The sequence below is a fragment of the Mesorhizobium kowhaii genome, from assembly GCF_042431665.1.
Lineage (GTDB): Bacteria > Pseudomonadota > Alphaproteobacteria > Rhizobiales > Rhizobiaceae > Mesorhizobium > Mesorhizobium kowhaii.
On sequence record NZ_JBHLYT010000002.1, the window covers coordinates 474,362 to 496,727 of the forward strand.

At 64.3% G+C, this 22,366-nt stretch carries 10 protein-coding genes; 7 read left to right on the forward strand and 3 right to left on the reverse strand.

The window, feature by feature from the left end:
• Window positions 1-219 precede the first annotated feature (219 nt).
• The 3 genes from ACFFNA_RS03030 to ACFFNA_RS03040 all read right to left on the reverse strand — a co-directional run bounded on the left by ACFFNA_RS03030 (window position 220) and on the right by ACFFNA_RS03040 (window position 10,123).
• Window positions 220-1,872 carry an ABC transporter substrate-binding protein gene (locus ACFFNA_RS03030; protein ID WP_111543586.1) on the reverse strand — a complete coding sequence of 551 codons (1,653 nt, stop codon included), beginning with the start codon at window positions 1,870-1,872 and terminating at the stop codon, window positions 220-222.
• 265 nt (window positions 1,873-2,137) lie between these two features.
• Window positions 2,138-8,191, reverse strand: coding sequence for a translocation/assembly module TamB domain-containing protein (locus ACFFNA_RS03035; protein ID WP_378915476.1), 6,054 nt, complete (start codon window positions 8,189-8,191; stop codon window positions 2,138-2,140).
• 3 nt (window positions 8,192-8,194) lie between these two features.
• Entirely contained in the window at window positions 8,195-10,123 is a 1,929-nt protein-coding gene (locus ACFFNA_RS03040; protein WP_111543584.1) for an autotransporter assembly complex protein TamA, read from the reverse strand.
• Window positions 10,124-10,394: 271 nt separating this feature from the next.
• Here ACFFNA_RS03040 and ACFFNA_RS03045 point away from each other — a divergent pair, with 271 nt between their 5' ends.
• The 7 genes from ACFFNA_RS03045 to cysW all read left to right on the forward strand — a co-directional run bounded on the left by ACFFNA_RS03045 (window position 10,395) and on the right by cysW (window position 22,360).
• Window positions 10,395-15,893 (forward strand): alpha-2-macroglobulin family protein, encoded by a 5,499-nt coding sequence (locus ACFFNA_RS03045; protein WP_111543583.1) that lies wholly within the window; start codon window positions 10,395-10,397, stop codon window positions 15,891-15,893.
• A 178-nt stretch (window positions 15,894-16,071) separates the two neighbouring features.
• Window positions 16,072-18,162: a penicillin-binding protein 1C gene (pbpC, locus tag ACFFNA_RS03050; RefSeq protein WP_378915479.1), complete on the forward strand. Its 2,091-nt coding sequence runs from the start codon at window positions 16,072-16,074 to the stop codon at window positions 18,160-18,162.
• Between the two features lie 18 nt (window positions 18,163-18,180).
• Entirely contained in the window at window positions 18,181-18,903 is a 723-nt protein-coding gene (locus ACFFNA_RS03055; RefSeq protein ID WP_378915481.1) for a M15 family metallopeptidase, read from the forward strand.
• Window positions 18,821-19,357, forward strand: coding sequence for a DUF4915 domain-containing protein (locus ACFFNA_RS03060; protein WP_378915483.1), 537 nt, complete (start codon window positions 18,821-18,823; stop codon window positions 19,355-19,357). Before ACFFNA_RS03055 ends, ACFFNA_RS03060 begins: the two co-directional genes overlap by 83 nt.
• A 223-nt stretch (window positions 19,358-19,580) precedes the next feature.
• Window positions 19,581-20,609, forward strand: coding sequence for a sulfate ABC transporter substrate-binding protein (locus ACFFNA_RS03065; RefSeq protein WP_111543579.1), 1,029 nt, complete (start codon window positions 19,581-19,583; stop codon window positions 20,607-20,609).
• 22 nt (window positions 20,610-20,631) lie between these two features.
• Window positions 20,632-21,483 (forward strand): sulfate ABC transporter permease subunit CysT, encoded by an 852-nt coding sequence (gene cysT, locus ACFFNA_RS03070; protein WP_111543578.1) that lies wholly within the window; start codon window positions 20,632-20,634, stop codon window positions 21,481-21,483.
• The gene (gene cysW, locus ACFFNA_RS03075) at window positions 21,476-22,360 is read left to right on the forward strand and encodes a sulfate ABC transporter permease subunit CysW (protein WP_111543577.1); all 885 of its coding nucleotides are present in this window, start codon (window positions 21,476-21,478) and stop codon (window positions 22,358-22,360) included. The genes cysT and cysW overlap by 8 nt, the downstream gene beginning before the upstream one ends.
• Window positions 22,361-22,366 lie beyond the last annotated feature (6 nt).

The window sequence follows — 22,366 nt, forward strand, 5'->3', positions numbered from 1 at the left end:
TGCCGATGGGTTTGGGGTTTGAGCCGGCTATGAAAGCCAACCCTGCCGTGACCGGCGGGGCTGGCTGTCAAACAGGCCTTCGGATGCGATCAACCCTGTTTTTGTTGCACGACCTTGCCTGGGAGTCCGCAACTTTTTTGAGAAGCGCGGACCAACAGGGGCGGACGATGCAAAGAGCGGGGGGAAAGGGACTGACGTCCCTTTCCCCGATCCGTGCGATCAAGCCTGCTCGAGCCAGACCTTGCCGTAGTCGCGCTCGTATGTCGGGTGCATCTTGTAGTTCTGCACCGCCTTGACCGAGTGACTGTAGAGCTTGCGCCAGAAGGGCTGGATGATGATGCCGGAATCCTGCAGGGTCTGCTGGATGTCCTTCATCATCTCTTTGCGCTTGGCGGCGTCGGCGACCGAAAGCGCGGCGTTGAGCTTGGCATCCCAATCGGGATTCGACCAAGCTGTCTCGTTCCAAGCTTCGCCGGTGCGGTAGCCGATCGCCAGAACCTGGACGCCGAGCGGCCGCATGTTCCAGGTGGTCATCGACAGCGGATACTTGGTCCAGTCGTTCCAGAAAGTCGAGCCCGGCAGCACCGTGCGCTTCACCTTGATACCGGCGTCGCGCAGCTGAGCGGCAATCGCATCGCCGGTGTTCTTGTTCCAGTCCTCGTCGGCCGTGATCAGTTCATGCTCGAAATCGGCATGGCCGGATTCCGCCATAAGGGCCTTTGCCTTGGCGGGGTCGCGCGCGATTTTCGGCAATTCGTAATATTCCGGGTGAATCGCGCAGACATGGTGGTTCTCGGCGACAGTCCCGGCATTGCCGTAACCGAGCTGGAGGACGACAGCGTTGTCGACGCCGAGTTGCAGCGCCTGACGCACCTTCTGGTTCTCGTAAGGCTTGTTGGTCACGTTGGTGCGGCAGACGATGGTCGCCGCGGTGACCACCTCGGACTTCACCAGATCCATGCCGTCGAGGATCGACACATAGTCGGCCGAGGTTTCGTAGTTGGTGTGTATTTCGCCGGCTTCGAAGGCGCTGACCATCGCCGCCGGATCGGTGCCGTAGTCGATGAACTCGACGCCGTCGAGGAAGACCTCGCCATCCCACCACTTGTTGTCTTCGCGGCGTTTGTAAACCACTTTCTGGCCGACATCGTAAGAGACGAGTTCGAACGGACCGGTGCCGATCGGGCAGGCCTTGAAGTCGCCGCCCTTCTCGTCGAAGCTCTTGTGAACGATGAGGCCCGGATAGTCGCACAGGTTCGGGATGAGCGCGATATCGGCCTTGCCCAGCTTCAGCTTGACAGTCATATCGTCGACCTTGGTCACGGCGCTTTCGTCCAGCTTATCGTCCTTGACCAGCGAGCCGAGACGGCCTGGCATGGAGTTGCCTTCGGCTTTCTTGTCGCCCCAGCGCTTGAGGTTGAAGATCACGTCGTCGGCGGTGAATGCATCGCCGTTCGACCAGGTCACGCCCTTGCGCACATGCAGTGTGTATTCGGTGGCGTCGTCGTTCACGTCCCAGCTCTCCAGCAGATAGGGACGGAACGTGTATTCGGTGGTGTACTTGACCAGCGGCTCGAGCGCCTGGCGCTCGGCATTGGCGATTTCCGACCAGTCGGCCTTGCGCGGGTCCTTCGGATCCTTGATCCACTGGGCGATCTTCAGCGTACCGCCCTTCTTGCCTTTTACCTCTTCGGCCTTCGCCGGCGTCGGGTCGGCGAGGCCGAGCAAGCCGTAAGCCATTGCCGTCGATGCACCGAAGACGCTGGCCATGGCCAGGAATTCGCGGCGATCCACCTTGCCTGCCTTGGCGTCTGCGGCCATGGCGAGGATGTGATCGGGAACGCGATCGCTGTTACTCTTGTAAATTGTCATGACTTAACTCCCATTGTTGGCTTTCCGCCTTTTAACATTCCGCATCCGAGCCATGATGTCAAAGACGGCATGGATTGGGAACATGTTAGCGAATGTGCAACTTTGGAAAGGGAGCGGTTCGCGTGATAGCGACAGTCTTGGCGCAAAATTGCTACTGCCTACGGATTCCTCTGGAATCTCGAAAGTCGATTAAAGTGAGACATTTACTCAAGGCTGGACAGCGCCAGCCTTGAGCCACCATAGGGCCAAAAGCCCCATCGAAATATCAATATTCCTTCTCGTAGAAGATGCCGCCCTTGGCTTCGCCGGCATCACTGGCCTCGCCCCGCAATTTGACACCGCGCCCGACATTGAGGTCGATGGTCGCCTTGCCGGAACCCGGCTTGTCGCCCTTCTGGATCGTCACATAGGTGCGGTCGTTCAAATACTTGCCGGCCGAAACCGCCGTGCCACCCTTGTCGTCCGTGGTTACATCTAGATCGTCGACGCCGATGGCGCTGCGCAGGTTTTCAAGCAGCGACGTCGAGCCGCCGACGCCGGCCAGTTGCCCGGCCGCTTCGGCGAGCTGGGCGATCTGCAGCGGCGACAGGTTCGACATCGAGCGGCCGAAGATCAGCTGCGCCAGCACCTCGTCCTCGGGCAGCGCCGGCACCGACGAGAAGCTGAATTTCGGATTGGTCGCCTCGCCCGACACCACGATGGTGACGGTGGTGCTGGTCGTCGTCGTTGTCGCCGTCAAATTGAGATAGGGCACCAGCGAGCCGGAGAAGCCGACTGTACCTTCGGTGAAAGTCAGCCGCTTGCCAAGGATCGACAGCCGCCCGCGCTGCAGGGTGAAGGTGCCGACCGCGTGCGGCGACGATGCCGGGCCGGTCAGCCTGAGCGAGCCGCCGAGTTCGGCATCAACGCCCCTGCCCTGGATGAAGATCTGGTTCGGCGCGTTGACCGTGACATCGAGGTTGAGGCCGCTGCCGCCACCACCGCCGCTGGTCGTCGGCGGACGCAGCGCCTTGTCCTGCGCCCGCACGGCGCCAGGCGCATTCTTGTGCTTGACGTCGAGCGCCGAAAGCGAGCCTGGCAGCTTGTCTGGAACCGTGATCACCGTCTTGGCGAGATTGATGGTGCCGGCAATCACCGGTGCGGATGTCAGCGGTCCCTTGATTGTCAGGTCGCCGCCGAGATTGGCCGTCACCACCCGGCCGTCCGTATAGCGGCCGTCGACCAGCTTGATCGACAGATCGGCCGGAAACCCTTGCGCCGGGTTGATGCCAACCGTGCCACTGGCCGACAGGCTGCCGCGCGTCGACAGCGTGCCGGTCAGCCGGTTGACCCTGGCAACGCCGCCGGCGATCGACACGTCGGCGGCGAGATCGTTGACCGCGAGGCCCGAGCGCGCATCGACCAGGCGCGCGCCGGAGGTGCTGACCGAGCCGCCGATGACAGGCGATGTCGCGGGACCGCGCACCTGCACATTGACATTGGCGGTTCCAGACAGCGACAGCCCTTGCGCGGCGAGCTTCTGGCTGAGCAGGCCGAAGGGCACGGCGCCATTGAAGTCGAGCACCAGCGCCGGCGTGCCTGCCGTCGTCACGCTGCCGCCGCCCTTGAGGCCAAGGCCGGCTCCATCACTGACATTGGCGTTGAAGGTCAGCTTGTTGGCGGCGAAGGTGCCGGAAGAAGAAACACCCACCGCACCGATACCGGCACCCCGGGTCTGCGACGTCTGCACGCCGGTCGCGTCGATGTTGAAGGCAACAGCGGGGCTCGCTGGCGCACCCGTCACCTTCACCGTGCCCGAGATCGAACCGGCGGCATCGAGGCCCTGCGAGAAACTGTTGGCAAGCGACATAGGCACCCGCGCCAGCGTCGCATTGATGTCGAGCGCAGTGCCGACCTTGCCGGTCACCGTCGCCGTGCCGCCGCCCAGGTTGAGCACCAACCGGTCCAGCGTCGTCGTGCCTTTGGCAATGCTGACGGTCGAGGCCTGGGCGATGGCCGCCTTGATACCCTGGACGGTCGCCTGGCCGGAAGCGAGTTCGATGGTCGTCGTGCCGTTGGCCACTTTCACCCGGCCAGCGGCCTGCGCCGGAATACCCTTGACGGTGGCGCCGCCGGAAAAGCCGGTCCAGTCGCCATCGCGCTTCAAATCCACATTGATGCCGCTGATCACGGTGCCGCCGGAGGTGACGGTGTCGGCGCGGATCTTTCCGGAGATCACCGGGGCCGCGAGATAGTTGGCGATGAGCGCATCGATGGAAACGGCCTTTGCCTGCAGATCGCCGCGCGAGATCGATGCCGTCGCCGCCTTGATGGCGACTTGCGGTGCGGCGCCATTTTTCGAGAAAGCGATGGTGCCACGCACGTCGCCTTCCGCCTTTTCCAGCGCAAGCGCCGCGAGCGGGCCGATATCGGGCAGGTCGAGCGCGATGGTGCCGACCGGCACGAACTTCCCGTCCAGCGCCAGATCGCCGGAGATCCTGTTCTGGCCGAGTGACAGCAGCAGGCCGTTGATGGCGCTCTTGCCGTTAGCCGTCGCCAAGACCGCACTGCCCTGCAGTGCCTGGCCGGCGACATTGCCGGTCAGCTGCACGTTCGCCGCCGGGTTGGCGACATCTGCCTTGCCGGTGGCGGTGAGCTTCAGCCCGGTAATCTCGCGCGCCGCCACCAGCAGCCGGTCGCTGTCGACCGTCAGCGACAGATCGGGCGCGGTGGCAGGGCCCTGCGCATTCAGGGCGAAGGCGATGGCGCCCTTGGCGTCTTTCGAAAGCAGCGAAATATCGCTCAGCCCGCCCTTGATGTCGGCGGCGACCTTGTTATCGGCAAGGCTGGCCTGCCCCTCGGCGGTCAGCGCACCGGAGGCCAGCTTCAATCCATCGACATTGACGTTGCCCGACGCATCGCGCTTCAGCGCAGCACTCAATTCCGCGCGTTCGGCAAGCACGCCGCGCACCGCGGCCGGCAGTGCCGCGGAAGCCGCATCGGCTTTCAGATTGAGGTCGATGGCGCCGTCGGCCAGCGATACCCGGCCGCTAAAACCGCTGTTCAGCGCATCGCTCGTCACCGAGCCGCTGTCAATGGTGACGGCGTCCTTGGCGAGGCTGCCGGCCACCTTGGCCGTGACCTTGCCGGCGATCAGCGGTGCGATGGTTGGATTGTCGAGGCCGATCCTGTCGGCCGACACGGTGCCGGAGATCGGTCCCGTCCGGGCCTTCAGATCGAAAGCATCGGAATGCAGCGCAACCGCGACGCCCTCGACCTTGGTCAGGTTGGTAGCGACCGAGGGCAGCGTCGCGGAAATGTCGAGCCTCGGCTGCGTGCCTTGCCCGGCAGCTTTCAACGACAGCGCCTGCAGTTCGAGCTTGATCGGGCTTTCCGCGCTGCCCAGCGTCAGCGGCAGGCTGGGTCCGGTCGAGGCGAGGTCGAGACCAAAATCGCTGGCACCGTTCGGGTTGAGAGTGCCCGTCGCCTTGCCGGAAATCTTGTCACTGGTGAGCGTCGCATGGTCGAGGGCGACACCGCCGGCCATTGTGTAGCTGCCGGCCGCATCGACAGCGAGCGGCCCGAGCCCGGCCTGGCGGGTCTGGCTGGTTCCGACGCCAGCCAGTTGTGCGTTGAACCGAACCTCGGGCGCCGATGGCGACCCGGTCACTTGCGCAGTGCCGCCAAGCGTACCTACGGCATCGAGGCCGGGCGAAAAATCATTGGCAAGAGCGGCCGGCAGAGCCGAGAATTGCGCCGCGAGGTCGAGCGCCTGGCCGGCGGTGCCGGACAGCGTCACCGAGCCCCCACCGACATCGAGCGCCAGTTTTTCGATGCTGGTCGTGCCATTGGCGATGCTCAACGTCGATGGCTGCGCGATCGCGGCCTTGATGCCGCGAACGGTGGCCTCGCCCGAAGCGATCTCGACGCTGGTGATGCCGTCAGCGACCTTGACCCGGCCGGCAGCGGTCGCCGGAATGCCCGATATGGTCGCGCCGCCGGTAAAATTGGTCCAGTCGCCGTCGCGCTTGAGGTCGACGCCGATGCCGCCGATTTCCGTGGTGCCCGAGGTGACACTATCGGCCTTGATCGAACCGGCAATCGCCGGCGCCTTGAGATAATTGGCAATCAGCGCATTGACGGTGATGGCCTTGGCCGTCACCTCGCCGCGCGCGATCGACGTGCTCTTGGCGTCGATCGCGACGGAGGGCGCGTCGCCATCCTTGGCGAAGCGGATGGTGCCGTCGATGTCGCCCGTCACCGCCTGGCCGGCGAGCGCTGCCAATTGGTCAATGGCGGGCGCGTCGAGCGTCAGCGTGCCCAAAGGCATGAATTTGTCATCCAGCGCGAGGTCGCCCGAGACCTTGTTGTCGCCGAGCGACACCAGGAAGCCATTGATCGAACGCTTGCCCTCGCTCGTCACCAGCGCTGCCTTGATGTCGAGCGGCTCGTCGTTGACGGAACCGGTCAGCGAGACAGTGGCGGCGGGGTTGGCGATGTCGGCCTTGCCGCTTGCCGTCAGCTTGATGGTCCTCACCGTACGGCCAGAGGCCGTCAGGCTGTCGCTGTCGGCGGAGACCGTGAAATCCGGCGCTGTCCTGGCGCCGCTTGCCGAAAGCGCGAAATCGACGCCGCCGGCAACCGGTACGCCGACCATCGGCGACAGCACCGAAACATCGCCCAGCCTGCCCTTGATGTCGGCCTGGATGTCCGTGCCTTGCGCACTGGCGGTGCCGCTGGCGCTGAGCGTGCCGGAGGTGAATGAGATCGAGTTGGCAGCGAAGGATCCCTGCGGATCGCGGGTCGCAATGGCCGAGAATTTCACCCGGGCGCCGAGCACCGAGCTGATCTGCGGCGGCAAGGCAGTCGCCACCGCATCGGCATTCATCTTGAGCTGCATCGACAGGTCGGCAAGTGCCACCGTCGCCGTCAGCGAGGCGTTGAGCGCGTCGGAGCGCAAGGTGCCCTGGTCGATGGCAATGGCGTCCTTACTGACCGACCCGGCCAGATCGACGTCGACCTTGCCGGTGATCAGCGGCGCCAGTGTCGCCACGTCGGTTTTGAGCCCGCCCGCCTCCAGCTTGACGGTGACCGGCCCGGCGCGGTTCTGGATATCGAAGCCGTCGGAATGGATCTGTGCCGCCAGATCGTCCAGCCGCGTGCCGCCGGCGACGATTGAAGCGAAGGAGGCACCGATGTCGATGATCGGCGTCTTGCCGTCGCCGAACGCGCGTGCGGTGGCGTTGTTGATCGCCAGCGTGATCGGCTGCGCCTTGCTGCCGACGCTGATCACCACAGGCGGGCCCTTGGTGGCGAGTTCGACCGCGAGATCGCTGGCACCGGCAGGATCGACGATGCCGGATGCGGTGCCGTGCACCGCATCGCTGTCGATGTTGGCCCTGTCGACACTGACACCGCCGGCTGATGTGGTGGTGCCGGCGACATCGAAGCTGGTCTTGCCGGCAAACAGCGGCTTCAAATTCTCCGGCAGGAAGCGGGCGAAATCGCCGTCGCCCTTGGCCTCGACGTGATTGCCCTTGTCGGTCAGTTGATGGCGCCCGGTGAGCTGGGTGACGATCTGGCCATCGACAACGAAGGTACCGATGCCGCTCCAGTTGGCCAACGGCCCCGTTCCCGAGACAAGGATCTCGACCGGCGGCGCATCAGGCAAATTGAGCAGATTGGCGATGATACCGCCCGCCGGCTCCGATGCCTTCAGATCGAGGTCGAGCTTGTTGTCGGCTGGCGCGAAATGGACTTTGGCGTCGACATTGCCTTGCTTACCGTCATGGCGGGTGACATTGAGCGTCGTCTCGACCGCCAGCGGCGCGGCGTCGGCCTTGAGCATCCCCTTGGCGGCAAGCTCGGCGATGCCGCTGCCGGCCAAATCCTGGCCGAGCGCGATTTCGGGAAGGTCGATCTGCTTGATGTCAAGCGAGACCGGCAGCGTCGTCGTGCCGCCGCTCTGCGCAGGCTGCGTGCCGGCGACCGGCAACCGGGCCAGTTCGATGCGCTCGGCCGCAATGCGCTCGGCACTGAAGCTTTTCGACAGCAGCGCCAGCGGCGACCAGTCGACGGCGACCTTGCGCGCCACCAGCCAGGCGCCCTCACGGTCCTCCAGCACGACATGGTCGACGCTAAGCGCGCCCGACCAGATGCCGTCAATGCCGCTGACCGTGACCTTGCGATCATCGCTCGAGGCCAGCCGCGAAATGATGCCGGCGAGATTGTCGCGTCCGCGCTCGGTCTTGGTCAGCACCACCAGCGCGCCGATCGCTCCGGCAACCGCGATGAGCAGCGTATAGAGGACAATGCGAAGGATGCGCCTGAATATCTTCATCACTCAGAACGCCTGGCCGATGCCGGCATAGATGCCGAAATGCGGATCGCCGGGGTCGCGGTTCAGTGGCACGGCGGCGTCGATGCGCAGCGGCCCGAATGGCGTGACATAGCGCAGACCGACACCGGCGCCGACCTTGACGTCGGAGAAATTGGGAACCGATTTGGTCGACACCGTGCCGGCATCGACGAACGGCACGATGCCTATCGTGTCGGTGATCGCGATGCGCATTTCGACCGAGGTCTCGAAGAAGGACAGACCGCCGATCGGCTGGCCGGTGAAATCCTTGGGGCCGATGCCCTGATAGGCGTAGCCGCGCACCGAACCGCCGCCGCCGGAATAGAAGCGCCGGTCGGCAGGCACATTCTGAAGCCCTGTGCCAACGATCGAACCAACCGCGACACGCTCGGCCAGCACGAACTTCGAAGCCGAATCCAGCGACTGATAGGCCGATCCCTCGCCCTTCAGCTTGAGGAAGGCCGCACCGCTCAGAATGTCGTAGCTCGGCTCGGCATAGGCCAGCACCCGGAAGCCGCTGGTCGGGTTCAGCCTGTTGTCACGGTTATCATAGACATATTGCAGCGGGATGCTGGCGATCAGATATTTGTGCTTGCCGAAAGCGTCGTGGATACGGGAATAGTCGAGCGACACTTCCGCCGAAACCGTCTGCTTCTTGGTCAGTTCGTACGACAGGCCGGTGCTGCCCTTGACCGAGAAATGGTCATAGGCGTCCGGATGTTCGAGCACCGTCTTGAAACTAGCGAAGAACTTTGAAGCCGGCCCGATCACGCCCGGCTTTTCGAACATAATGCCGGCATTGTAGTTGAGCTGGCTGAGATCATTGCTGCCGATGCCGCTGATGGCGCCGTCGATGCGCAGCTTTTCAGCCCGGCCAAACAGGTTGCGGTGGCCCCAATAGCCTTCCAGGCCGAGGCCCTCGGTGTTGGAGAAGGTGCCGCCGACACCGAAAAAGCGTGGCTTGCGCTCGCTGACCTGGACGCCGATTGGAATGTTGCCGTCGGCATCGAGCTTGTCGGCCTCTTTGAACGTCACACTGTTAAACACCTCGAGCGCCAGCAACCGGTCGCGCGCATCGCTGATCTCGTCGGGCGAGTATTGTCGGCCGCGCTTGAGGCCGGTCATGTATTCGGTGAAGTCGCGGTCGACCTTATCGGTGCCTTCCACCGTGGTGTCGCCATAGCCGGCGACCGGCCCGGCGGCGACCGTCAGCGTCACGTCGAGCGTCGAGGTGGCATGGTCGGCGACGATCTGGCGGTCGGTCACCTTCGCCAGCGGCCTGCCCTCCTGCTTCAACGCCCGCACGATCAGCGCCTCGGCCTTGAGCACGGCGCCGGAACCGGCATCGCCGCCGGCTATCAGGCCATAGTCGGCGCTCATCAGCCCCGCCGCGTCGCCCTCCAGCCGGATATTGCCGAGAGTGAATTTCGGCCCGCTGGCGATATCGATGACCACCGGGACCGGCTGCGGACCCTTGAATTCGGCATCGGGCGGCAAATCGTCGAGCGGCTTGCCGTCGATGGTGATGGTGACGACGCCTTCGTAGCGGGCATCGGCATAGAGCGCGGCGATCAGCTGTTCACGGTCGCTGCGTGCCTTGGCCATCAGCCCGAGCGAGCCGGAAACCGGACGCTCCTCGTCGCCTTTCAGCGTCGAGGCGTTTTCGAGCTTCTTGACGAGATCCTTGTCGGCATCGGGCGCGGAAATGGTGACGGCATAGCGCAGCGGATCGACGATGTCGGCGTCCTCGTCCTTCGACGATCCCCACAGCTTGATGCCGAAGAGCTCGAAAGCGACAGCATTTCCGGCCTCGGCGACAAGCGCGGTCGAGCAGAGCATGGCCAAAAGCAGGGCGCGCGAAAGCACACGCCCTGGCGCGGTACCTCCTGACATCTGCTCTTCATGCGCCGGCATTAAGACAACCTAGATTGAAAAACTAAAATTGGAATGAAGTTCTGAAGCGCTCGTAAAGGGGCCACAATCCAATTGTCTGAAATAGGACGGGCTTGGAATTCACACCTTCTGCGTCGCCGCAAGAAAGCGTGATCCCCGTCCTATGGAGGTACTACCGGCGATCGGCCGGAAAGGAAACCGTTGGCAGGCGGAACCCTGCCGCGTCCTTGTGTTGACAAGCCTGACTGATGCTTGATCATGCCTGGACGTCAGCAGTGTCTGGGAGGGTGTTATGGCAATGCGCGCGGCTCGTGGTCTGTCGATCCTGATTCTTATCTTTTTTGCCTGGGCCAATGTCTTAGCCTGGAGCGGTGTCGCGCAAGCGACTGAGGCCCGGCGAATCGCGACAACAGACAATTCCGATTATTTCGGCTTTGATCTCAGGTCCGACCAGAATCTCACGCTCGACCAGTGCAAGACGACATGTCTTGGCGATCCGGCCTGCCGCGCCTTCACCTACAATACCAAGGCCAAATGGTGTTTCCTCAAATCCGACTACAACCAGCTGAAGCCTTTCAACGGCGCGGTCGCCGGCAAGGTCGTCAACATCGATGGCGACCCCGACATCGGCGCGCCGCCGGAACTTGCCTTCTTCCCCAACTGGATGGCCGACCAGGCCCAGCAATACCGCAACAAGCTGTTGGGTCCGGCCTATATCAAGCCGACCGAAGGGCTGACGGCGCTGACGAATGCCGCCGAGCAGTCTGTGCTTACCGGCGACCACCGCTCCGCCATGCTGAGATATGAAGGCGCCGTGTCCGTCATGCCCGATGATGGCCAGCTCTGGCTCAACCTGGCGCGCGAAACGCTGGCCGTGCAGCCTGCCGCCAACACCTCCGAAGCCTCCACTTTGCCGGCAAACGGCACTTCGGCCGCCTTCAACGCCTACAAGCTGTTGCGCACCACCAAGACGCGCGCCGAAGTGCTGGCGTTGCTCGGCAACGGCCTCGACAAGCGTGATCTATATAGGCCGGCCCTGCAGGCCTATGAGGCCAGCCTTGCGCTGGTACCCTCGCCGGCGGTCCAGGCCGACTACGCCGATCTGAAGGCCCGCAAGGGTTTCCGCGTCATCGACCACACCGTCGATGCCGACACCAGCGCGCCGCGCATCTGCGCGCAATTCTCCGAGGATCTGGTCAAGACCGGCGTCGACTACGCCCAGTTCGTCACCGTCGACAACGCGCCGCCCAAGGGCGTCGAGGCCAAGGACAAGCAGATCTGCGTCGAAGGTCTGGAGCATGGCCAGCATTACGACGTCACCTTCCGCGCCGGCCTGCCGGCCGCCATCGGCGAGGTGACTGCCGCGCCCGTGGTGCTGTCGATCTATGTCCAGGACCGGGCCCCCTCGGCCCGCTTCACCGGCGACAGCTTCGTGCTGCCGGCCGGCGCGCGCCGCGGCATTCCGGTCGTCACCGTCAACATGAACGCCGCCGCAATGAAGCTCTACCGCATCGGCGACCGTTCGCTGGCACAGCTTCTGTCGGGCTATCAGTTCCTCCACCAGCTCGACAGCTATGACATCTCCAACATTTCCGAGCAGATGGGCGAGCCGGTCTGGCAAGGCCAGCTCGACATCGCCAATGATCTGAACAAGGAGGTCACCACCTCCTTCCCGGTCGACGAAGCGCTGCCGCAGCGCAAGCCCGGCGTCTATGTGCTGACCGCCCAGGCCGTCAACGACAAGAGCGACGACTACAACTCGATGGCCACGCAATGGTTCGTCGTCTCCGACATCGGCCTGTCGACCTATACCGGCCAGGACGGCCTCAATGTCTTTGCCCGTTCGCTGGGCAGCGCCAAGCCCATTACAGGCGCCGAACTGACGCTGGTTGCCAGGAACAACGAGGTTCTCGGCACCGCGACCACGGATGCGGACGGCCACGCCGTCTTCAACCCTGGACTGACGCGTGGCGACGGCGGCATGGTGCCGGCGGTGCTGATGGCCAAGCAGGGCGATAATGATTTCGTCTTCCTCGACATGGGCCGGGCCGGCTTCGACCTGTCCGACCGCGGCGTCACCGGGCGCCCGGCGCCCGGCGCGCTCGACGTCTATGCCTGGACCGAGCGCGGCATCTACCGCGCCGGCGAGGATGTCCATGTCGCGGCCCTTGCCCGCGATGGCGCCGCCAAGGCGGTCGAGAACCTGCCGCTGACCTTCATCTTCTCGCGCCCCGACGGCGTCGAGGACCGCCGCATCGTCAGCGACGGCGCATCCGCCGGCGGCCATGCCGTCGACCTGCCGCTCGAGCCCAACGCCATGCGCGGCACCTGGTCGGTGTCGATCTACACCGATCCCAAGCAGCCGGCTGTCGCCAGCCAGATGTTCCTGGTCGAGGATTTCGTGCCGGATCGCATCGAATTCGACATGACCGCCGACAAACAGGAAATCGCGCAGGGCGAAACCGCTAACATCAACATTGACGGGCGCTTCCTCTATGGCGCGCCGGCGGCCGGCCTGGCACTGGAAGGTGAGTTGACGCTGTCGACGTCCCGCGATTGGGACCGTTTCCAGGGCTTTTCGTTCGGCCTCGCCGACGAGCAGTCGGCCGAACCCACGGTCACCCCCCTCACCGATCTGCCGGTGGTTGGCGATGACGGCAAGGTGACCTTCCCGGTCTCCGTTGAACAACTGCCCTCGACCACCAAGCTGGTCGACGCCAAGGTGACGGTGCGCATGCGCGAAACCGGCGGCCGCGCCATCGAGCGTTCGCTCAACATCGGCATCCGCCCGCAAGGCCATATGATCGGCATCCGTCCGGATTTCGCCGACAATGAAGTGCCGCAAGGCGGTACGGCCAAGTTCAGCCTGATCGCCGTCGATCCCGACGGCAAGCGTGAGGCGCTGAAAGGCGCGCAATGGACGCTGGTCAAGGTTGATCGCAATTACCAGTGGTACCGCTCCAACAACTCCTGGAACTACGAGCCGGTCACCTTCACCAAGTCGATCGCCAACGGCCAGGTCGACCTCAGCGCCGACGGCGACGCAACGGTCTCCGTGCCGGTCGATTGGGGCCAGTACCGGCTCGAGGTCGAGACATCGGATCCCGAGGGACCAGCGACCAGCTACGAGTTCGACGCCGGCTGGTACGTCTCCTCGACCACCACCGAAACGCCTGACGGCCTCGAGATCGCCCTCGACAAGGACACCTATGCCGCTGGCGAAGTGGCCAAGCTCAAGGTCTCGCCGCATTTTGCCGGCGAACTTCTGATCAACATCGGCTCCGACAAGCTGCTGAAGACCGTCACGGCAACCGTGCCGTCCGGCGGCAGCACCGTCGACATCCCGGTCGGCGACGACTGGGGCGCCGGTGCCTATGTCACGGCAACCCTGTTCCGGCCTGGCGATGCGCAGGAGACGCGCATGCCGGCCCGCGCCATCGGCGTGAAATGGCTGAAGGTCGATCCGGGCTCGAAGAAGCTCGCCGTCACCCTGACGCCGCCGGACAAGACGATGCCGCGCCAGCAGCTGTCGATCCCGGTCGCGGTGGCCGGCGTGCAGCCGGGCAGCAATGCCTATGTCATGGTTGCCGCCGTCGATGTGGGCATCCTCAACCTGACCAACTACAAGGCGCCAGACCCGGAAAACTGGTTCTTCGGCCAGCGCATGCTGGGCATGGAAATCCGCGACCTCTACGGCCGCCTGATCGACGGCTCGCTGGGTAACACCGGCAAGCTCAGGACCGGCGGCGACGGCGCCAACATGCAGACGCAAGGTAGCCCGCCGACCGAAAAGCTGGTCGCCTTTTTCTCCGGTCCGGTTCAGCTCGATGCCGACGGCAAGGCGCGGATCGACTTCGACATTCCGCAGTTCAACGGCACCGTGCGCGTCATGGCTGTCGCCTGGACCAAGGAAGCGGTCGGCCATGCCCAGTCCGACGTCATCGTGCGCGATCCGGTGGTCATCACCGCCGGCCTGCCGCGCTTCCTGGCGCCTGGTGACGCCGCCGTGATGCGCCTCGATGTCGCCGACACCGATGGCCCGGCCGGTGACTATGCGCTGTCGATAAACACGACAGGCGACCTGTCGACCGGCGACAAGCCTCTGCCTGAAAAGCTGACGCTGGCCAAGGGCAAGCGGCAGACCCTGACCGTGCCGCTGATCGCACAGACGGCGGGCAACGCCTCGATCACCATCAAGCTTGCCCATACCGACGGCACTGCCGTCGAGCAGACGCTCTATGTGCCGGTGCGTCCGGCGCAATTGCCGGTCACCACCCGCCTGGTGGTCGACCTCAAGGGCAATGGCGGCGCGCTGCGCGTCGACAAGGAGCTCTTGGCGGCAAGCCTGCTCGACGGCGCCTCCGTCAGCGTCGGCGTTTCGCAAGCGGCAGCCTTCGACGTGCCGTCGCTTTTGATGACGCTCGACCGCTACCCCTATGGTTGCGCCGAGCAGACAACCAGCCGCGCCATGCCGCTTCTCTACGTCAATGAATTGGCGTCCGGCATCGGCATGGCCAGCGACCCCGACCTGCATGGCCGCATCCAGGATGCTATCTACAAGGTTCTGAGCTACCAGGCCTCGGCCGGCAGCTTCGGCCTGTGGGGCCCGGGCTCCGGCGATCTCTGGCTCGACGCCTATGTCACCGACTTCCTGACCAGGGCGCGCGAGCAGAAATACGACGTGCCGAGCCTGGCCATGAACCAGGCGCTGAGCAACCTGCAGAACTCGCTGGGCTACGACCAGAGCGTACAGGACCGTGGCAGCGAGATCGCCTACGCCCTCTACGACCTGGCTCGCAACAAGAAGGCCTCGATCGGCGACCTGCGCTACTATGCCGACACCCAGCTCGAAGCCTTCTCCAGCCCGATGGCGGTTGCCCAGCTGGCGGCGAGCCTGGCGCTCTACGGTGATACGCCGCGCGCCGAAGCGACGTTCAAGACCGCCCTGCAGCTCGCCAAGTCGACCAGCGACTACGATTACTACCGCTCCGACTACGGCTCGCCGCTACGTGACGGCGCGGCGATGCTGGCGCTGGCGGCGGAATCGAAGCCGGTGCCGACGATCGTGCCGGAGCTGATCAAGTTGGTGACCAAGGAACGCGCCGAAGCGGACTGGACCAGCACCCAGGACGAATCCTGGATGCTGCTGGCGGCCCGTGCACTGAAGGAAGGCAATGATTCGATCACGCTGACCGTCAATGGCGCGCCGCATTCAGGCGGCTATTCCAACCAGGTCAACGGCAGCGACCTGGTCGACAGCCCGCTCGCCATCGCCAACACCGGCAAGACCCCGCTGCAGGCCGTCGTCACCACCGTGGCGTCGCCGATCCAGCCGCTGCCGGCCAGCGGCGACGGCTTCACCATCGGCCGCACCTACTACAAGCTCGATGGCACTGAAGCCAACGTCACCGAGGCGACGCAGAACGAACGCTATGTTGTTGTGCTCAAGATCTACGAGCAGAACAGATGGCCTTCGCGACTCTTGATCACCGACCTGTTGCCGGCAGGCTTCGAGATCGACAATCCGGGCCTGGTCTCCAGTGCTCAATTGTCGAACTTCTCCTGGCTCGCCCAGACCGACGCCGCCCATCTCGAATTCCGCGACGACCGTTTCGTCGCAGCGTTCAACCCCAATGAGGGCGACGGCGACCGCAACATCACGCTGGCCTATGTCGTGCGCGCGGTGACGCCCGGCACCTACGCCCATCCGGCGGCGACGGTGGAGGATATGTACCGGCCGCAATATTCGGCCCGCACCGCCACCGGCATGATGGAGGTCAAGGCGCCGTAGCGATGAAGAGGGCCGCGAACTGCTCGACTGAGGCTAACGACGTGCTGTCGCACCGCCCCTCACCCTTACCCTCTCCCCGTGAACAACGGGGAGAGGGGGTCGCCAGCGTTGGTGCGCTTCCCTTCTCCCCGTCACTACACGGGGAGAAGGTGCCGGCAGGCGGATGAGGGGCAGCGCCATGCTCTCGAAAAAATTCCTGCGCCGCGCAGCCATCACCGCAGCATCCTGCGCCGGCATCCTTGCCCTTTCCGTCGCTAGCCTCTGGGAACTCGATCGCGCCTTTCCGCCGCCGCTGCCGGCCGAACTCACGGTCTCGACGGAAGTTCAGGACCGCGACGGCCAGCTGTTGCGCGCCTTTGCCACGCCTGACGGCTATTGGCGGCTCGAAACCCGCCTCGACCAGGTCGACAAGCAGTTCGTCGACATGCTGGTCACCTATGAGGACAAGCGCTTCTGGGACCATGAGGGCGTCGACGTGCTGGCGCTGGCCCGCGCCGCCGGCCAGTTCGCCACCAGCGGCCATATCGTCTCCGGCGGCTCGACCCTGTCGATGCAGCTCGCCCGGCTGATCGAGCCGCGCGAAAGCCGCAGCCTCGGTTCCAAGATCAAGCAGATGCTGCGCGCCATCCAGATCGAGCGCCGGCTGTCCAAGCGCGAGATCCTCGAACGCTATTTGACGCTGGCGCCCTATGGCGGCAATCTGGAAGGTGTCCGCGCCGCCTCGCTCGCCTATTTCGGCAAGGAGCCGAAGCGGCTCACCGTTTCCGAAGCCGCCCTGCTCGTTGCCTTGCCGCAACTGCCGGAAAAGCGCCGGCCCGACCGCAACCTGCAGATCGCCCACGCCGCGCGCGACCGGGTACTGACCCGCATGGTCTCCTCCGGCCTGCTCGGCGAGCGCGAGGCCGCGCGTGCCGCCCTCGACGATGTGTCGGGTCTGCGCCGCACCTTGCCGACGCTCGCCGCCCACGCCGCCTATGCGATGCTGCCCAAGGCGGTGCCCGGCCAGCCCTTGCAGCTGACGATCCGCAAGAGCGTCCAGGAAGGGCTGGAGCAGGTGGCCAGGGATGCCGCCACCAAGCTTGGGCCCCGCCTGTCCGTCGCCATGGTGCTGGCCGACGCCCGCACCGGCGACATTCTTGGCGAAGTCGGCTCGGCCAATTTCTTCGATGCCAGCCGCTCCGGCTGGATCGACATGACCAAGATCGTCCGCTCGCCCGGCTCGACGCTGAAGCCGTTCATCTATGGGCTTGCCTTCGAACAGGGGCTGGTGGCACAGGAAACGCTGATCGATGACAGCCCGGTCGATTTCTCCGGCTACCGGCCGAAGAATTTCGACATGGGCTACCAGGGCGACGTCAGCATCCGCCAGGCGCTGCAGCTGTCGCTCAACGTGCCGGCGATCCGCGTGCTCGACGCGGTCGGACCAACGCGGCTGATGGCGCGCTTTCGTCAGGCCGGTGTGAGCCCCACGCTGCCGGTCAACGAGGCGCCGGGCCTGGCCATCGGCCTCGGCGGCGTTGGGATTACGCTGCGCGATCTCGTCCAGCTCTACACGGGGCTCGCCAATGGCGGCAAGACGCACACTCTGCATGACGGCACCGAGCCGGCCAATGCCGAGCGCACCACCGCCACTATCCTCGACGGTCGGGCGAACTGGCAGATCATCGACATCTTGTCGGGCGTCAAGCCGCCCGAGGGCGCCTTGCAACGCGGCATCGCCTACAAGACCGGCACCTCCTATGGCTACCGCGACGCCTGGTCGGTCGGCTTCGACGGCCGTTATGTGCTGGGCGTCTGGGTCGGCCGTCCCGACGCCGGCGCGGTGCCTGGCCTCTCCGGCTATGTCTCGGCCGCCCCGATCCTGTTCGAGGGCTTTGTCCGTTCGGGTCTGGTCACCGTGCCGTTGCCGGGCAAGCCCCCCGGCGTCTTCAGCCCCAAACGCGAGGACCTGCCGGTGACGCTCGCCCGCTTCGGCGCCGGTTCGGACGGCCTGGTGCAGGCGACGCCGACCGAACCCGCGCCGACCATCATCTTTCCGCCGGACGGCGCCCGCGTCGACCTCGGCACCAACTCTGCTGATGCCTCGCCGCTGGTGCTGAAGCTGCAAGGCGGCCGCGCGCCGTTCCGCTGGCTAGCCAACGGCAAGCCGCTCATCGGCATCGACCGCCGCCGAACCGCGACGTGGCAACCGGACGGCGCCGGCTACTCGACGCTGACCGTCATCGACGCCGCTGGACGTGCGGCCAGCGTAAAGGTGTTCGTCGAGTGAAAGCGTTCCTTGCATAGAATGCGCCAGGCGATTCAGCGCATTGGCTTTTGCGCGCTGACGGTCGCGGCTTTCGCTCTGCCGGCCCATGCCGACACCCTGCCCGCCGGCTTTGTTCGCCTCACCGATATCGACCCCTCGATCCGCCAGGACATCCGTTACGCCGGATCGGGCAATTTCCTCCATCGCAAAGCCAATGGCTATGAGGCGCCGGTCTGCATACTCACCGAGCAGGCCGCCAGGGCGCTCTCCGGCATCCAGAAGGCAATTGCCGCCAAAGGCCTGACCCTGGTCGTGTTCGATTGCTACCGACCTGCCCGTGCCGTCGCCGACATGGGGCAATGGACGCGAGAGGGTGGGCCACCTGATCCGCAATGGTATCCGCGGGTCAAGCGTGGCGACCTCATCGCCAACGGCTATGTCGGTGAACTGTCCAGCCATTCTCGCGGCTCGACGGTCGATGTCGCCATCGCGCGAACCGACGGCATATCCGCGCCGAAACCGGCCTGCGGCGCTGTCGATGCCGACACGCTCGATTTCGGCAGCGGCTTCGACTGCTTTGACCCGATGAGCGAAACTGCCCACCGCGGGCTCGCCGGCGAGGTGGCGGCAAACCGCAGGATGCTTCTCGATGCCATGCGCGCCGCCGGCTTCAAAAACTATGCCCGCGAATGGCGGCACTTTACGCTGGAACACGAACCTTTCGCCAAGCAGCGTTTCGATTTTCCAATCACCGCCGAGTGAGGCGCCCAAGCCGGTGGTGGTCGACGATTTGTCGATGCCACATTCGCCGCGCGTCCATGACGGCGCGCTGTGGGTGCTCGATTCCGGCCGCGGCTTCCTGGTCCGCATCGATCCCAGCACGAAGGAAAAGCAGAACATCGCCTTCTGCCCCGGCTTCCTGCGCGGCCTGAGCCTTCATGGCCGCTTTGCCATCGTCACCACGTCCCTGCCCCGCGATGGCCTCTTCAAGGACCTGCCACTGCAGGCCAACCTGCAGACGCGCGACGCCGAGCCGCGCTGCGCGCTCTACATCATCGACCTGCACACCGGCGGCATAGCCGAGTGGATCGAGTTGAAGGGACACATCACCGAGTTGTTCGACGTCGCCGTCATTGCGGGCTGTCGCTGTCCCTCGTCGGTCCCGCTCAACAGCCCGAACATGGCCTCGCTGATCACCATCGACAGCGAAGGCTGAGCGAATCGCCCCTCGCCGGCGAAGTCCTTGTCCCGGCCGGCCCCAAGCCTAGATGAAACATCAGGCAGGCTCGGCGTTCGCCCAGTCCAGCCATGAGGAAGAAATTTCTCCGCAGAGCGAAATGTCGTCGAGAATTTTCTTCAAAGGGGCAAAAAAGGCAAGATTGAATGCATCTAATTTCTATCATTTCAGTAGATTTGGCACGAGTTCAACGGAGGCAGAAATGACCAAACCTCATTTCAGGAAACTGCTCGGCGCACTGGTCGCCACATCTGTCCAGTTCGGCACGCTCGGTTTCGCGTTTGCCGATACCACCATTCTCAACGTGTCCTATGATCCGACACGCGAGCTCTACAAGGCCTATGACGAAGCTTTCGCGGCACATTGGAAGGCCGAGACCGGCGAAACGGTCACCATCCAGCAGTCGCATGGCGGATCGGGCGCCCAGGCCCGCGCCGTGATCGACGGCCTCGACGCCGATGTGGTGACGCTGGCGCTCGAAGGCGACATCAACGCCATCGTCTCGAAATCAAAGAAGATCAATCCCGACTGGCGCACCAAATTCGAAAACAATTCAGCGCCTTACACCTCGACGATCATCTTTCTCGTCCGCAAGGGCAATCCCAAGGGCATTCACGACTGGAACGACCTCGTCAAGGACGGCACACAGGTGATCACGCCCAACCCCAAGACCTCCGGCGGCGCGCGTTGGAACTATCTCGCCGCCTGGGCCTACGCCAACGCCAATGATGGCGGCGACGAGGCCAAGACCAAGGAGTTCGTCGGCAAGCTTTACGCCAACGCCCCGGTGCTCGACACCGGCGCGCGCGGCTCGACCGTGACCTTCGCACAAAAGGGCATCGGCGACGTGCTGATCGCCTGGGAAAACGATGCCTATCTGGCACTCGACGAATTCGGCGCCGACAATTTCGACATCGTCTACCCGCCGACATCGATCCTGGCCGAGCCGCCGGTGGCAATTGTCGACGCCAATGTCGACGCCAAGGGCACGCGCAAGGTGGCGGAAGCCTATCTGGGCTGGCTCTATTCCAAGGAAGGGCAGACGATCATCGCCAAGAACCACTATCGTCCGGCCAAGCCCGACCTTGTGGCGCCGGAGGACCTCCCCAAAACACCTGAAATCAAGCTGATCTCCATCGACGATCCGCTTTTTGGCGGCTGGAAGAAAGCACAGCCTTATCATTTCGGCGACGGTGGTATATTCGACCAGATCTACAAGCCGGCCCAGTGAGCTAGATCTAGATCAGGACGATATGACCACAGCACCCGCGCAGGCGGGGTGGCGATTCAGGCAGCCGAGTGTCATTCCGGGTTTCGGACTGACGCTCGGCTTCTCGCTTGCCTACCTCACCCTCATCATCCTCATCCCGCTGTCCGGGCTGCTCTGGCGCTCGGCCGCCCTTGGCTGGCCTGAATTCTGGGCCATCGCCACCGATCGCCGCACCATCAACGCGCTTGAAATCAGCTTCGGCACCGCCTTCATCGCGGCTGCCGTCAATGTCGTGTTCGGCACGCTGGTCGCCTGGGTGCTGGTGCGTTACCGCTTTCCCGGCCGCCGCATCGTCGATGCCATGGTCGACCTGCCCTTCGCGCTGCCGACGGCGGTGGCCGGCATCGCGCTGACGACACTCTATGCGCCGAACGGCTGGATCGGAAAATTGCTGATGCCGCTCGGCATCAAGGTCGCCTATACGCCGCTCGGCATCGTCATCGCGCTGATCTTCATCGGCCTGCCCTTCGTCGTGCGAACCGTGCAGCCGATCATGGAGGAGATCGACAAGGAGGTTGAGGAAGCCGCCGCCACGCTCGGCGCCAACCGCTTCCAGATCATCACCCGTATTCTGTTTCCGGGCCTGGCGCCGGCCATCGTCACCGGCTTCGCGCTCGCCTTCGCACGCGGCGTCGGCGAATACGGCTCGGTCATCTTCATCGCCGGCAACCTGCCCTACAAATCCGAGATCGCACCGCTGCTGATCGTCATTCGGCTGGAGGAATACAATTATCCGGCGGCGACCGCGATCGCGGCGATCATGCTCGCTTTGTCGTTCGTCATGCTGCTGGTCGTCAATCTCGTGCAGACATGGAGCCGCAAACGCTATGGCTGACCCCGAGATCAAATCCTACGAACCGTACCACGAGAGCCAGTCGGCGGCCGTCACGGAGAGCCGCCCGGCGCGCGTGGCGCTGATGACTATCGCCTTCGCCTTCCTCGGCATCTTCCTGCTGTTGCCGCTGATCATCGTCTTCAACGAAGCGCTGGCGAAAGGCGTCGGCGCCTATACGCAATCGCTGAGCGATCCCGACGCGCGCTCGGCGATCCGGCTGACGCTGCTTGTCGCCGCGATCTCGGTGCCGCTCAACATCGTCTTCGGCATCTCCGCCGCCTGGGCGATCGCCAAGTTCGAGTTCAAGGGCAAGGCCTTCCTGACCACGCTGATCGACCTGCCCTTCTCGGTCTCGCCGGTCATATCAGGTCTGGTCTATGTGCTTCTGTTCGGCGCCCAGGGGCTTCTCGGCGGCTGGCTGAAGGCGCATGGCATCGCCATCCTGTTTGCCGTGCCGGGCATCGTGCTGGCCACCGTCTTCGTCACCTTCCCCTTCGTCGCCCGCGAACTGATCCCGCTGATGCAGGAACAGGGCAATGGCGACGAGGAGGCAGCCCTGTCGCTTGGCGCCAATGGCTGGCAGACCTTCTGGTATGTGACATTGCCCAACGTCAAATGGGGGCTGCTCTACGGCGTGCTTCTGTGCAATGCACGTGCCATGGGCGAGTTCGGCGCGGTTTCGGTGGTGTCGGGTCACATACGCGGCCTGACCAACACCATGCCGCTGCATGTCGAAATCCTCTATAACGAGTACAACGCCGTCGGCGCCTTTGCCGTCGCTTCATTGCTTGCGGGCCTGGCGCTCGTCACGCTGGTCTTGAAAACACTTCTCGAGATGCGCTACGGCGCCGAGATCGCCGCGACGCGCGGACACTGAATGCAT